Origin of the sequence: Streptococcus sp. UMB0029 (assembly GCF_002871495.1) — a bacterium.
Lineage (GTDB): Bacteria > Bacillota > Bacilli > Lactobacillales > Streptococcaceae > Streptococcus.
Genome location: NZ_PNGD01000001.1, coordinates 1 through 15106 on the forward strand (window position 1 = coordinate 1; position 15106 = coordinate 15106).

Here is a 15106-nt window from a genome sequence, read left to right on the forward strand (position 1 = left end):
TTGTGTGTACCCTTATTAATGATATCTATAATTTGGATATTAGGGTCTTTAATATCGAGTAGTTTTGTGATAGAATGTAATTGTTCCATATGATTCTTTCTAATGATAGTTTGGTCGCTTTTCATTATAGATTTTATGGGACTTTTTTTCTACACAAAAATAGGCTCCATAATATCTATAGGGGATTTACCCACTACAAATATTATAGAGCCAAAGATTATCCCCACCGCAGGCTTAAGCTTGCGATTTTTTATTTGCTCTGAAAATTGATTCGTTAACTTCAACAAATAGCTTTATAAAGCGTTTTGTAAAAAATAAAAACAGTGAAATTACTCATAGATTCTTTTGTAAACTATTAGAATTAAATTGCAACCTTCTCAATAAATAGAATATTGAAATGAAGGAAATTTATTCACCAACTTATGTTTTAAAATTGTAAGAGATAATTTGAAACGTTTAGCTTATGGTATAATAGATTCATGGATAAAAAATATGAAAAAATCTCCCAGGATTTGGGAGTGACGTTAAAGCAAATTGATACTGTTCTAAGTTTAACAGCAGAAGGGGCGACTATACCTTTTATCGCGCGTTATCGCAAGGACATGACTGGTAGTCTGGATGAAGTGGCTATCAAGGCCATTATTGACTTAGATAAAACATTGACTAACCTCAATGATCGTAAGGAAGCTGTTCTATCTAAAATCCAAGAACAAGGCAAGCTAACGAAAGAATTGGAGGAAGCCATCCTTGCTGCTGAAAAATTAGCCGATGTTGAAGAGCTTTACTTGCCCTTTAAGGAAAAACGTCGGACCAAGGCAACCATTGCCCGTGAAGCTGGACTCTTTCCTCTTGCTCGCCTGATTTTGCAGAATGTAGCTGCCTTAGAGAAAGAGGCTGAGAAGTTTGTCTGTGAAGGATTTGCGACGGGGAAGGAAGCCTTGGCTGGTGCAGTTGATATCTTGGTCGAAGCCTTATCGGAAGATGTAACACTGCGCGCCATGACTTATCAGGAAGTGCTGAGACACTCTAAACTCACTTCTCAAGTCAAGGATGAAAGTCTTGATGAAAAGCAGGTTTTTCAGATTTATTATGATTTTTCAGAGACGGTTGGAAATATGCAGGGTTATCGTACCTTGGCCCTCAATCGTGGGGAGAAGCTAGGTGTCTTGAAGATCGGTTTTGAACATGCGACGGACCGTATCCTTGCCTTCTTCGCTGCTCGTTTCAAGGTGAAAAATGCTTATATTGATGAAGTTGTTCAGCAATCTGTTAAGAAAAAAGTCTTGCCTGCTATCGAGCGCCGTATTCGTACAGAATTAACTGAGAAAGCGGAAGAAGGGGCTATCCAACTCTTTTCTGACAATCTGCGCAATCTCCTCTTGGTTGCTCCTCTGAAAGGGCGCGTGGTTCTTGGGTTTGACCCTGCCTTTCGTACAGGTGCCAAGTTAGCTGTCGTTGATGCGACAGGAAAAATGCTGACAACTCAGGTTATTTATCCTGTTAAACCAGCATCAGCTCGTCAAATCGAAGAGTCCAAGAAAGATTTGGCAGATTTGATTGGTCAATACGGCGTGGAAATTATTGCTATCGGAAATGGAACTGCCAGTCGTGAAAGTGAAGCCTTTGTGGCGGAAGTTCTGAAAGATTTTCCAGAAGTCAGCTATGTTATCGTCAATGAAAGTGGTGCTTCTGTCTATTCTGCTAGCGAACTTGCTCGTCAGGAGTTTCCAGACTTGACTGTTGAAAAGCGTTCGGCTATCTCCATCGCCCGTCGTTTGCAAGATCCCCTTGCGGAATTGGTCAAAATCGATCCTAAGTCAATCGGTGTCGGCCAGTACCAGCATGATGTCAGTCAGAAGAAATTGTCTGAAAGTCTAGACTTTGTCGTGGATACCGTGGTGAACCAAGTTGGTGTCAATGTCAATACGGCCAGCCCAGCTCTTCTTTCCCATGTGGCTGGACTTAATAAAACCATTTCTGAAAATATTGTCAAATACCGCGAGGAAGAAGGAAAAATCACTTCACGCGCTCAAATCAAGAAGGTTCCTCGTCTGGGAGCTAAGGCCTTTGAACAGGCAGCTGGCTTCCTCCGTATTCCTGAAAGTAGCAATATCCTTGATAATACAGGAGTTCATCCAGAAAATTATGCTGCCGTCAAGGAACTCTTCAAAATCTTGGATATCAAGGAACTGAACGAAGAGGCCCAAAGCAAACTCAAGTCGCTTTCAGTTAAGGAAATGGCGCAAGAGCTAGACCTTGGTCCCGAAACTCTTAAGGATATCATTGCAGACCTTCTCAAACCAGGTCGAGATTGCCGTGATTCCTTTGACGCACCTGTGCTTCGCCAAGACGTCCTAGATATCAAGGACTTAGTGGTTGGGCAAAAGCTAGAAGGAGTAGTGCGTAATGTCGTTGACTTCGGTGCTTTTGTTGATATCGGGATTCATGAGGATGGCTTGATTCATATTTCTCATATGAGTCACGAATTTATCAAACATCCTAGCCAAGTGGTGTCCGTCGGTGATTTGGTAACTGTTTGGGTTAAGAAAATTGATACTGAACGGGAAAAAGTCAATCTGTCGCTCCTCGCTCCAAATGAAACTGACTGATTACGTCAAGCAAGTTTCGCTAGAAGACTTCGGGAAGCCTTTTATCCATCAAGCCCAGTGGAATTCTCGTCTACGTTCGACAGGTGGGCGATTTTTCCCCAAAGATGGGCATTTGGATTTTAATCCCAAGGTTTATCAGGAACTGGGTTTGGATGTTTTTAGGAAAATTGTCCGACATGAACTCTGTCACTATCACCTCTATTTTCAAGGGAAGGGCTATCAACACAAGGATCGGGATTTTAAGGAACTTTTGAAAGCAGTGGATGGATTACGCTTTGTGCCAACCTTGCCCAATAGCAACTCCAAGCCAATCAAGCTCTATCGTTGCCAATCCTGCCAGCAAACTTATCATCGCAAACGAAGGATTGATACTAAACGCTATCGCTGTGGAGTTTGTCAAGGTAAATTGCTACTAGTAAATCAGCCTGAGGACTGATGAAAGCCGAGCCTACCCGTGATATACTATGTCTAACCTAGCAGAAAGAGGAAATATCATGAACAGTAAATTTTATAAAATGAGACGAAATCGCATGATTTCAGGAGTTTTGGCTGGTCTGTCAGACAAGTGGAACTTTGATGTTACCCTTGTTCGTTTTCTATTTGCTATTTTTACAGTCGCAAACTTTGGACTTGGCGTGATTATCTATATCATCCTAGCTTCTATCATGCCAACCAAGGAAGAAATCGAAGCAGAAATGTACGGAACAGGCCCACGCAAATGCAAAGACGCCCAAGCCATTGACGATAATGAAGGCTGGTTTTGGTGAGGTAGAAACAGTTATTTTACTGTTAGTCTATGAATTCGACTAATCTATTTTAAAATTTTTGAACCCTTGTATCCGCAAGGGTTTTCTTCTTGCCTTCTTTTTATGGTAAAATATTTCTGATAAAATATCTACATTTCCCCCAACCTTACAAAAATGTAAGATTAAAGTCTCTTTTGTAAGGTTAGGTTATGGCAAGCGGTCTTTTTTTGATGTAAACTAGACTCATAAAGAACAAAGGAGTAACATCATGAAACAAACCTTACATAAGAAAACAAGAAAACCAAGCCACAAAGATATCGAGCGTGTTCAGCTGGGATGCGCTATGATGCAAGCAACATTTCATTTGATGGGATATTAAGAAAGGAGATTCTCATGACACTTTTAGATGTAAAACACGTTCAAAAAATTTATAAAACTCGTTTTCAGGGCAACCAAGTAGAGGCCCTCAAGGATATTCACTTTACCGTCGAAAAGGGTGACTACGTTGCTATCATGGGTGAGTCTGGTTCTGGTAAATCAACTCTTCTCAATATCCTAGCTATGCTGGATAAACCAACTCGTGGCCAGGTTTACTTGAATGGAACTGACACCGCAACCATTAAAAATTCACAGGCTTCTAGCTTCCGTCGTGAAAAATTAGGCTTTGTCTTCCAAGATTTTAACTTGCTAGATACTCTATCTGTAAAGGACAATATCTTGCTTCCGCTTGTCTTGTCAAGAAGACCCATTACGGAGATGATGAAGAAATTGGTGGTGACAGCTGAGAATCTGGGTATCAACCAATTGCAAGAGAAGTACCCTTACGAGATTTCTGGTGGTCAGAAACAGCGTGTAGCAGTAGCTCGCGCCATCATCACAGAACCTGAAATTCTCCTTGCGGACGAGCCAACAGGAGCTCTTGACTCCAAGTCCTCTGCAGCCTTACTTGATGTCTTTGATGAAATCAATGAGCGCGGCCAAACCATTCTCATGGTAACCCACTCCACAGCAGCAGCTAGCAGAGCTAAACGTGTACTCTTTATCAAAGACGGCATTCTTTACAACCAAATCTACCGTGGAGAGAAAACAGAGCGTCAGATGTTCCAAGAAATTTCTGATACCTTGACTGTCATGGCAAGCGAGGTGAATTAGTATGTTTCGATTAACCAATAAGTTAGCGGTATCGAACTTGATTAAAAACCGCAAACTCTACTATCCTTTTGCGCTGGCTGTTCTCTTGGCAGTCACTGTCACCTATCTCTTTTACTCCCTGACCTTCAATCCCAAGATTGCAGAAATTCGTGGAGGAGAAACCATCCAAACAACACTTGGATTTGGTATGTTTGTCGTTACACTTGCATCAGCCATTATCGTCCTCTATGCCAATAGTTTTGTCATGAAGAACCGTTCCAAGGAACTAGGAATTTATGGCATGTTGGGCTTGGAGAAGCGCCATCTGATCAGTATGACCTTTAAGGAGTTAGTGGTATTTGGAATTTTAACTGTTGGAGCAGGTATCGGTATTGGAGCCTTGTTTGACAAGTTGATTTTCGCTTTCCTACTCAAACTGATGAAATTAAAGGTAGAACTAGTTGCTACCTTCCAGATGAAAGTTGTCATTACAGTACTTCTTGTCTTTGGTTTGATTTTCCTAGGTCTCATGTTCCTGAATGCTCTTCGAATCTCCCGTATGAATGCCCTCCAGCTCTCACGTGAGAAAGCTAGCGGTGAGAAAAAAGGTCGTTTCCTATCTCTCCAAACTATTCTTGGTGTGATTAGTTTAGGTGGTGGATATTATCTTGCGGTTACTGTAAAAGATCCCCTTACAGCTCTAATAACTTTTTTCCTAGCTGTTTTGCTGGTTATCTTTGGTACTTATCTATTGTTTAATGCAGGGATTACCGTTTTCCTTCAAATCTTAAAGAAAAATAAGAAATACTATTACCAACCAAATAATATTATCTCAGTGTCCAACTTGATTTTCCGTATGAAGAAAAATGCGGTTGGACTAGCAACTATCGCTATCTTGTCAACAATGGTTTTGGTAACCATGTCAGCAGCGACTAGTATTTTCAATGCCTCAGAAAGTTTTAAAAAAGTTCTAAATCCTCATGATTTTGGGATTACTGGACAAAATGTTGAAAAAGAAGATTTGGACAAACTCTTGAGCCAGTTTGCAAGTGACAAAGGTTATAATATCAAAGAAAAAGAAGTTCTTCGTTACGCCTACTTTGGTGTTGCAAACCAAGAAGGTAGCAAGTTAACCATATTTGAAAAAGGACAAAACCGTGTCCAAGTCAAAACAGTTTTTATGGTATTTGACCAAAAAGATTATGAAACTATGGCTGGTCAAAAACTTTCTCTATCAGGAAATGAGGTTGGACTCTTTGCCAAGAATGAGGGAGTTAAAGAACAGAAAGCTCTAACTCTAAACGATCATCAATTTTCTGTAAAAGAAGAATTTACTAAAGATTTCATTGTGAACCATGTCCCAAATCAATTTAATATTTTGACTTCTGATTACAATTACCTTGTTGTACCTAATTTACAAGCCTTTTTGGACCAATTCCCAGATTCGGCTATCTATAATCAGTTTTACGGTGGTATGAATGTAAATATTAGTGAAGAAGAACAACTCAAAGTCGCTGAAGAATATGAAAAACACTTACAAAAGTTTAATGCTCAATTAAACACTGAAGGTAACTATGTGTATGGTAGCACTCTAGCAGATGCTAGTGCTCAAATGAGTGTCCTCTTTGGCGGTGTCTTCTTTATCGGTATTTTCCTATCCATTATCTTTATGGTCGGAACCGTTCTGGTCATCTACTACAAACAAATTTCTGAAGGATATGAAGACCGTGAGCGCTTTATTATCTTGCAGAAAGTTGGTTTAGATCAAAAGCAAATCAAGCAAACCATTAACAAACAAGTTTTAACTGTTTTCTTCCTTCCTTTGCTTTTTGCCTTCATACATCTAGCCTTTGCCTATCATATGCTTAGTCTGATTCTAAAAGTGATTGGTGTACTGGATACGACTATGATGTTGATTGTGACCTTGTCTATCTGCGCTATCTTCCTTATCGCCTATGTGCTGATTTTCATGATTACTTCAAGAAGCTATCGCAAGATTGTGCAAATGTAAAAAAGATACCTCGACTTCAAAATCGAGGTATTTCTTGTATTCTAAATGCTGAAAAGTTGTCCGAGCAGGAAGGTAACTCCCATGGTCAAGAGGCCAATAGCTAGGTTCCGAATCATAGCTGTTTTGGTTGGGGCTTTTCCAAGTTTGGCGCTTGTGTAGCCAGTCATCAAGAGTGAAACTCCTACAATCAGAACAGTAGCAGGGATGCGGTATTCACTTGGGAAAATGGTTACTGAGAGCATTGGAGGCAAACTTCCAAGGAAAAAGGCAACAAAACTAGAAATGGCAGCGTGCCAAGGATTGGTAAATTCTTCATACTCAATCCCATATTTTTCCTCTACCAAAGCCTTGAGTGGATTTTTAAGAAAGGCCTTGTTGGTCAAGAGTTGAGCAGAGGTTTCGCATTCTCCATTTTGGATATAGGCAGCATAGAGGGATTTTTTGGCTAGTTCCATATCTTGGTCTAGCAAGAGCTGCTCACGCGCAACGGCCGCTTCCTCGGTATCTTTTTGAGTTGAAACGGATACATATTCTCCACCAGCCATAGAAAAGGCACCAGCTAAGATTGCCGCAAAGCCTGATAAAAAGATAATCCAGATATTGGTCGTGGCACTGGCAACCCCGATAACCACACCAGCAATGGAAATAATTCCATCATTGGCACCAAGAACGCCCGCACGCAGGATATTTAAACGACCTGCAAAATTTGAATCAATTTCGTGATTTGTTTCTGACATATTATTCTCCTTTTTATCCAGTATAAAGGAAAAATATAAGGAAATCAATCTTTTAAAACTATCTGAAAAAAGTTGCACGATTTTAATAATGTAAAAATGTCGTCATCTTGTCTAATCTATCAAACACAGAATGGAAAGAGTATAGAATGGCATGAAAGAATTTTAAATTAAATACTATCATCATTTCGTTCACGTTATAATCGTTTATAAGAAAATATTTATCGATATTTTTACATAAACTAAACAATTTGCGAACATATTTTTGTTTTTTATCAAAAAATACTTTACAAGTTCTTAAAAACGTGATATAGTAATGGAGCTTAGAAAATAAGATGATGTTTTCTAGCAAATATAAACCCGAGTAAAAAATGCCTACGGACAGGCAGGGTTGAATGCCGAAGCGTGGTTGAAAAGCCACATTATTGATAGGGTTAAAAGCCTACTTTTATAAGTTGATGTTAGGACACTTGTCCTAATTCATAAATTTCAGTGTGGTGAGAGCACACGTCATCTTGTGAAACGATCAATAAAGTACGTAATATTTGCTACTAGAGAGTTAGGAAACATCAGGAACAGACATACTCAAAAGAAACAAACATAAAAACGTCAGAAGATTGCAGAGCAGGTGAAAACCTGCTCTTTTTTCATAAGTCAACCTTTGGTCGCCTTTGTCTTCTTGAGGCGCTACAAATACGGTAAAGGAGTATGTCTTGAAAGAGTTAGATCAAAACCAAGCCCCTATTTATGAGGCCTTGGTGAAGCTACGCAAGAAAAGGATTGTTCCCTTTGATGTTCCAGGTCACAAGCGTGGACGGGGAAATCCAGAACTTGTCGAACTGCTAGGTGAAAAATGTGTTGGCATTGATGTCAATTCGATGAAACCCTTGGATAATCTAGGACACCCCATTTCGATTATTCGAGATGCCGAGGAGCTGGCTGCGGATGCTTTTGGAGCTAGCCATGCCTTTCTCATGATTGGTGGAACAACTTCATCGGTGCAGACTATGATTCTGTCAACCTGCAAGGCAGGAGATAAGATTATTCTGCCGAGAAATGTCCATAAATCTGCCATCAATGCGTTGGTTCTATGTGGTGCTATTCCCATCTATATCGAGATGAGTGTAGATCCTAAGATTGGTATCGCTTTAGGTCTTGAAAATGACCGAGTAGCCAAGGCCATAAAGGACCATCCAGATGCTAAGGCCATTTTGATTAACAATCCCACTTACTACGGAATCTGTTCAGACCTAAAGGGGTTGACAGAAATGGCTCATGAAGCTGGCATGCTTGTTTTAGTGGACGAAGCCCATGGAGCGCATTTGCATTTCACTGGTAAACTTCCAATTTCTGCCATGGATGCAGGAGCTGATATGGCAGCAGTTTCCATGCATAAGTCTGGTGGGAGTTTGACACAAAGCTCGCTTCTTTTAATCGGGGAGCAGATGAATCCCGAGTACGTTCGTCAGATTATCAATCTTACCCAGTCAACATCCGCCTCTTATTTGTTGATGGCTAGTCTAGATATTTCACGTCGCAACTTGGCTCTTCGTGGTAAAGAATCCTTTGAGAAGGTTATTGAACTGTCTGAGTATGCTCGTCGTGAAATCAATGCTATCGGTGGCTACTATGCCTACTCAAAAGAGTTAATAGATGGTGTGTCGGTCTGTGATTTTGATGTAACCAAGCTGTCAGTTTACACTCAGGGTATTGGCTTAACAGGTATCGAGGTTTATGACCTCTTACGAGACGAATACGACATTCAGATTGAGTTTGGTGATATTGGCAATATCTTGGCCTATATTTCGATTGGTGACCGTATCCAAGACATCGAGCGCTTGGTTGGTGCTTTGGCTGATATCAAGAGACTCTATTCACGAGATGGGAAGGACTTGATAGCAGGAGAATATATCCAGCCCGAGTTAGTGCTGTCTCCACAAGAAGCCTTCTATTCAGAGAGAAAAAGTTTGACCTTGGATGAATCTGTTGAGCAGGTCTGTGGAGAATTTGTCATGTGTTACCCTCCAGGAATCCCTATCTTGGCTCCTGGCGAACGCATTACACGAGAAATTGTAGACTATATCCAATTTGCCAAGGAACGTGGTTGCTCCCTTCAAGGGACGGAAGATCCTGAGGTCAATCACATCAACGTCATTAAGAGAAAGGAGAACTAGATGGATTTATGGTTTTCTGAAGTTCATACTCCAGATGTGAAATTGTCCCTGAGAACAGCCAAGCAACTCTACGCTGGTAAAAGTGAATGGCAGGATATCGAAGTCTTGGATACACCAGCTTTTGGAAAGATTTTGATTTTAAATGGGCACGTCTTGTTCTCAGATGCGGATGATTTTGTCTACAATGAAATGACCGTTCATGTTCCTATGGCTGTCCACCCAAATCCCAAGAAAGTCTTGGTTATTGGGGGTGGCGACGGAGGTGTTGCTCAAGTATTAACCCTCTATCCTGAACTGGAACAAATCGATATTGTAGAACCAGATGAAATGTTGGTCGAGGTCTGTCGTGAGTATTTTCCAGACTTTGCTGCGGGGCTAGATGATCCTCGTGTTACCATTTACTACCAAAATGGGCTACGCTTTTTGCGAAACTGTGAAGATGACTATGATATTATCATCAACGATGCGACAGATCCATTTGGACATACGGAAGGGCTCTTTACCAAGGAATTTTACGGAAATAGTTATCGTGCTCTTAAAGAAGACGGCATCATGATTTACCAGCATGGGAGTCCCTTCTTTGATGAGGATGAGTCAGCTTGCCGAAGCATGCACCGCAAGGTCAATCAAGCCTTTCCAATCAGCCGAGTCTATCAGGCCCACATCCCAACCAGTCCTGCTGGCTATTGGTTGTTTGGATTTGCATCAAAAAAATATCACCCTGTCAAAGATTTTGACAAGGAAGGCTGGAAAAAACGCCAGCTTTTCACAGAATACTACACTGCAAACCTACACGTGGGAGCATTTATGTTGCCCAAGTATGTTGAGGACATTTTAGAAGAAGAGGAAGGAAAAAAATGAGTCGTTTATTAGTTATTGGATGTGGAGGCGTTGCCCAAGTTGCTATTTCAAAGATTTGTCAAGATAGCGAAACCTTTACAGAAATTATGATTGCTAGTCGTACCAAGTCAAAATGCGATGACTTGAAAGCTAAATTAGAAGGCAAAACAAATACTAAGATTGAAACAGCAGCTCTTGATGCTGACAAGGTAGAAGAAGTGATTGCCTTGATTGAAAGCTATAAGCCAGAAGCTGTTTTGAACGTAGCTTTACCATACCAAGATTTAACAATTATGGACGCTTGTTTGGCGACTGGAGTTCACTATATCGATACAGCCAACTACGAAGCCGAGGATACAGAAGACCCTGAATGGCGTGCTATTTATGAGAAACGTTGCAAGGAACTTGGTTTTACTGCTTACTTTGACTACTCATGGCAATGGGCTTATCAGGAGAAATTCAAAGAAGCAGGCTTAACTGCTCTGCTTGGATCTGGTTTTGACCCAGGTGTGACCAGTGTCTTTTCAGCCTATGCTCTCAAACACTATTTTGATGAAATCCATTATATCGACATTTTAGACTGTAATGGTGGTGACCACGGTTATCCATTTGCGACAAACTTTAACCCAGAAATCAATCTACGCGAGGTTTCTGCACCAGGTTCTTACTGGGAAGATGGAAAATGGGTTGAGGTCGAAGCCATGTCTATCAAGCGTGAGTATGATTTCCCTCAAGTTGGACAAAAAGATATGTATCTCCTTCACCATGAAGAAATTGAATCATTAGCTAAAAACATTCCAGGTGTCAAACGTATTCGCTTCTTTATGACCTTTGGTCAATCTTACTTGACGCACATGAAATGTCTTGAAAATGTTGGACTCCTTCGTACAGATACCATTAACTTTAACGGCCAAGAAATTGTACCAATCCAATTCTTAAAAGCCTTGCTTCCAGATCCAGCCAGCCTTGGCCCACGTACTGTTGGAAAAACCAATATCGGCTGTATCTTTACAGGTGTTAAGGATGGTGTTGAAAAGACCATCTACATCTACAATGTCTGCGACCATCAAGAATGTTACGCAGAAGTTGGTTCACAAGCCATTTCTTACACGACAGGAGTTCCAGCAATGATTGGAACAAAATTGGTTATGAACGGTACTTGGAAACAAGCTGGAGTGTATAACCTTGAAGAATTGGATCCAGATCCATTCATGGAAGCTTTGAATGAGTATGGTTTACCTTGGGTTGTGGTTGAAAATCCACAAATGGTGGACTGATGAAGTTAGAACAAGTACCAACACCAGCTTACGTCATTGACTTGGCCAAGTTAGAAGCAAACTGCCGCATTCTACAATATGTACAAGAAGAAGCTGGTTGCAAGGTTTTGCTTGCCCAGAAGGCTTATTCCCTCTACAAAACCTATCCCTTAATTAGCCAGTATCTATCTGGCACAACTGCAAGTGGTCTCTATGAAGCTAAGCTCGCTAGAGAAGAGTTCCCGGGGGAAGTTCATGTCTTTGCACCAGCTTTCAAGGATGAGGACATGGAGGAATTGCTAGAGATAACGGACCATATCGTCTTTAACTCAGAGAGACAGTTGCGTAAGCATGGGGCTCCTTGTCGGGAGGCTGGTATCAGTATAGGTCTCCGTATCAATCCCCAATGTTCAACTCAGGGTGATCACGCGCTCTATGACCCCTGCGCACCAGGTTCTCGCTTTGGAGTTACTATAGACAAAATTCCGAGTGATTTGTTGGATTTGGTGGATGGACTTCATTTTCATACCCTTTGCGAGCAGGGAGCAGATGATTTAGAGACAACTTTGAAAGCAGTAGAAGCGCAGTTTGGAGCGTATTTGCATCAGGTCAAATGGCTCAATATGGGTGGTGGTCATCACATCACAAGAGAGGACTATGATGTAGATTTGCTGATTTCAGAAATCAAGCGTATCCGAGAAACTTACAATCTTGAAGTCTATATCGAGCCTGGTGAAGCTATTGCTCTTAATGCTGGCTATTTGGCAACAGAGGTTTTGGATATTGTAGAAAACGGTATGGAAATCTTGGTTTTAGATGCCTCTGCGACCTGCCATATGCCTGATGTACTTGAGATGCCCTATCGCCCACCTTTGAGAAATGGCTTTGAGACACAGGAAAAAGCCCATACCTATAGACTTTCTTCCAATACTTGTCTGACGGGCGATGTAATTGGTGATTATAGCTTTGAAAATCCAGTCCAAATTGGAGACAGACTTTATTTTGAAGATATGGCCATTTATTCCTTTGTCAAAAATAATACTTTTAATGGTATTGGATTGCCAAGTCTCTATCTCATGGACGAACAGGGAGACTGCAGCTTAGTCAAAGCCTTTGGCTATCAAGATTTTAAAGGGAGATTATCATGATGGACAGTCCAAAAAAATTAGGCTATCGTATGCCAGCAGAGTACGAACCACACCATGGTACCCTCATGATATGGCCGACTCGACCAGGTTCATGGCCCTTTCAAGGAAAAGCTGCTAAAGCAGCTTTCAGCCAGATTATAAAAACCATTGCAGAAGGGGAAAGAGTCTATCTTTTGGTGGAGCAGACCTATCTATCTGAAGCCCAATCCTATCTTGGAGACAAGGTTGTTTATTTAGACATTCCTACCAATGATGCCTGGGCGCGTGATACTGGGCCAACCATTCTTGTTAATGATAAAAGAGAAAAGTTGGCAGTTGATTGGTCTTTCAATGCTTGGGGAGGCACCTATGATGGTCTGTATCAAGATTATGAAGCAGATGACCAAGTAGCCAGTCGTTTTGCTGAGACCTTGGAAATACCTGTTTACGATGCCAAGCCTTTTGTACTGGAAGGAGGCGCAATCCATAGCGATGGACAAGGAACCATTCTCGTAACTAAAAGTTGCTTGCTTAGTCCTGGTCGCAATCCTAACCTGACTAAAGAGGAAATCGAGAATACCTTATTAGACAGCCTTGGAGCTGAAAAAATTATCTGGCTTCCTTATGGTATTTATCAGGACGAAACCAATGAACACGTTGATAATGTTGCAGCCTTCGTTGGTCCTGCTGAGCTTGTTTTGGCTTGGACAGACGACAAAAGCGATCCTCAATATGCCATGTCAGCAGCTGATTTAGAGCTTTTAGAAAAGGAAACAGATGCAAAAGGTCGTCACTTCACCATTCATAAACTTCCAATTCCAGCTCTTCATCAAGTTGTAACCAAAGAGGATTTGCCAGGCTACATCTATGAAGAAGGAGAAGAAGAGCGATACGCAGGTGAACGACTAGCAGCTTCCTACGTAAACTTTTATATTGCCAACAAGGCTGTCCTAGTTCCTCAGTTTCAAGACGTCAATGACCAAGTAGTCTTAGATATCCTCAGCAAGTGTTTCCCAGACCGTAAAGTTGTCGGAATACCAGCCAGAGATATTCTCTTAGGTGGTGGCAATATCCACTGTATCACCCAACAAATCCCAGAATAGGAGAAAAAGATGAGAAATGTAAAAGTTTCAGCCATTCAGATGCAATGTGCCAAGGATGTGGCAACAAATATTCAAACAGCAGAGCGTTTAGTACGTCAGGCTGCAGAACAAGGTGCACAAATTATTCTTTTACCCGAATTATTTGAACGTCCATACTTTTGTCAGGAACGACAGTATGACTACTACCAGTATGCCCAGTCAGTGACAGACAATACAGCTATTCAGCATTTTAAAACCATTGCTAAGGAACTACAAGTTGTTTTACCAATCAGTTTCTATGAAAAAGATGGCAATGTCTTGTATAACTCTATTGCTGTCATTGATGCAGATGGGGAAGTGCTGGGCGTTTATCGGAAAACCCACATACCAGATGATCATTATTATCAAGAAAAGTTTTATTTCACGCCTGGCAACACAGGTTTCAAGGTCTGGGATACTCGCTATGCCAAGATTGGTATCGGTATCTGTTGGGATCAATGGTTCCCTGAAACAGCCCGTTGTCTCGCATTAAATGGGGCAGAATTGCTCTTTTATCCAACTGCTATTGGCTCTGAGCCTATCCTAGATACGGACAGTTGTGGTCATTGGCAACGTACCATGCAAGGGCACGCAGCAGCGAATATTGTCCCAGTTATTGCAGCCAATCGCTATGGCTTTGAAGAAGTCACTCCAAGTGAGGAAAATGGTGGACAAAGTTCCAGTCTTGACTTCTACGGTTCATCCTTTATGACGGATGAAACAGGAGCTATTCTAGAGCAAGCTGAAAGACAAGAAGAAGCTGTTCTGTTAGCTATTTATGACCTAGATAAGGGAGCAAGCGAGCGCCTAAGTTGGGGACTGTTTCGAGACAGAAGACCAGAAATGTATCAACGAATTACGGATTAGAAGATAAATTCTTGATATTTACACCTGTCTTACAAAAATGTAAGATAGGTGTACAATTATGCGTGAAAATGTATGCTATACTCTATGTACGTCAAAAAGAAAGAGATTTATTATGAAAAAATGGAATGCGACGTAGTTGAAGTACCTGATGGCGTCAGTAATGCTTCTAGATCATATCCCTCATATCACTGGAATCGTTTCTCCTATGTGGGAAGGTATCTTTCATGCTATGACCCGTTATGTGGGAGTTTGGTTTGCGTTTATGGCTGGTTAAAGCTAAAAGAGAAAACAGGAGAATTAAACCATCAAGTAAAAGGAACAAAACCAAGAAAGGTTGATAGAGATAGACTTAAAAACTATCTTACTGACAATCCAGACGCTTATTTGACTGAAATAGCTTCTGAATTTGACTGTCATCCAACTACTATCCACTATGCTCTCAAAGCTATGGGCTACACTCGAAAAAAAGAACCACACCTACTATGAACAA

At 41.0% G+C, this 15106-nt stretch carries 12 protein-coding genes and 2 pseudogenes; 13 read left to right on the forward strand and 1 reads right to left on the reverse strand.

What is annotated here, in order from left to right; all coding sequences use genetic code 11:
• Window positions 1-479 precede the first annotated feature (479 nt).
• The 5 genes from CJ239_RS00010 (at window position 480) to CJ239_RS00030 (ending at window position 6497) form a co-directional block, all read left to right on the forward strand.
• Window positions 480-2609, forward strand: a complete 2130-nt coding sequence (locus CJ239_RS00010; protein WP_102210108.1) for a Tex family protein — start codon at window positions 480-482, stop codon at window positions 2607-2609.
• A complete protein-coding gene (locus tag CJ239_RS00015; RefSeq protein ID WP_102210109.1) occupies window positions 2596-3045 on the forward strand; it encodes a SprT family protein in 450 nt (149 codons plus the stop codon). The genes CJ239_RS00010 and CJ239_RS00015 overlap by 14 nt, the downstream gene beginning before the upstream one ends.
• Before the next feature lie 58 nt (window positions 3046-3103).
• Window positions 3104-3376 (forward strand): PspC domain-containing protein, encoded by a 273-nt coding sequence (locus CJ239_RS00020; protein WP_180958174.1) that lies wholly within the window; start codon window positions 3104-3106, stop codon window positions 3374-3376.
• A gap of 372 nt (window positions 3377-3748) precedes the next feature.
• Complete coding sequence (locus CJ239_RS00025; protein WP_000173372.1) at window positions 3749-4507, forward strand: ABC transporter ATP-binding protein; 759 nt, start codon at window positions 3749-3751, stop codon at window positions 4505-4507.
• A gap of 1 nt (window position 4508) precedes the next feature.
• Window positions 4509-6497, forward strand: a complete 1989-nt coding sequence (locus CJ239_RS00030; RefSeq protein ID WP_102210111.1) for an ABC transporter permease — start codon at window positions 4509-4511, stop codon at window positions 6495-6497.
• A gap of 41 nt (window positions 6498-6538) precedes the next feature.
• Here CJ239_RS00030 and CJ239_RS00035 read toward each other — a convergent pair whose 3' ends face one another.
• Window positions 6539-7234, reverse strand: a complete 696-nt coding sequence (locus CJ239_RS00035; RefSeq protein ID WP_102210112.1) for a VIT family protein — start codon at window positions 7232-7234, stop codon at window positions 6539-6541.
• A 710-nt stretch (window positions 7235-7944) separates the two neighbouring features.
• Here CJ239_RS00035 and CJ239_RS00045 point away from each other — a divergent pair.
• The 8 genes and pseudogenes from CJ239_RS00045 to CJ239_RS00080 form a co-directional block, all read left to right on the forward strand.
• Entirely contained in the window at window positions 7945-9405 is a 1461-nt protein-coding gene (locus CJ239_RS00045; RefSeq protein ID WP_102210114.1) for an aminotransferase class I/II-fold pyridoxal phosphate-dependent enzyme, read from the forward strand.
• Window positions 9406-10266, forward strand: coding sequence for a polyamine aminopropyltransferase (gene speE / locus CJ239_RS00050; protein WP_000366713.1), 861 nt, complete (start codon window positions 9406-9408; stop codon window positions 10264-10266). It begins immediately after the preceding gene.
• On the forward strand, window positions 10263-11522 hold the full coding sequence (locus CJ239_RS00055; RefSeq protein ID WP_033688794.1) for a saccharopine dehydrogenase family protein: 1260 nt from the start codon (window positions 10263-10265) through the stop codon (window positions 11520-11522). Before speE ends, CJ239_RS00055 begins: the two co-directional genes overlap by 4 nt.
• The gene (gene nspC, locus CJ239_RS00060) at window positions 11522-12649 is read left to right on the forward strand and encodes a carboxynorspermidine decarboxylase (RefSeq protein WP_102210115.1); all 1128 of its coding nucleotides are present in this window, start codon (window positions 11522-11524) and stop codon (window positions 12647-12649) included. The genes CJ239_RS00055 and nspC overlap by 1 nt, the downstream gene beginning before the upstream one ends.
• Complete coding sequence (gene aguA / locus CJ239_RS00065; RefSeq protein ID WP_102210116.1) at window positions 12646-13731, forward strand: agmatine deiminase; 1086 nt, start codon at window positions 12646-12648, stop codon at window positions 13729-13731. Before nspC ends, aguA begins: the two co-directional genes overlap by 4 nt.
• A gap of 9 nt (window positions 13732-13740) precedes the next feature.
• A complete protein-coding gene (gene aguB, locus CJ239_RS00070; protein WP_102210117.1) occupies window positions 13741-14616 on the forward strand; it encodes an N-carbamoylputrescine amidase in 876 nt (291 codons plus the stop codon).
• Between the two features lie 148 nt (window positions 14617-14764).
• Window positions 14765-14884: pseudogene (locus tag CJ239_RS11890) on the forward strand (beta-carotene 15,15'-monooxygenase); the annotation flags it as partial.
• Window positions 14875-15106 (forward strand): annotated as a pseudogene (locus CJ239_RS00080) (IS630 family transposase); the annotation flags it as partial. The pseudogenes CJ239_RS11890 and CJ239_RS00080, both read left to right, overlap by 10 nt.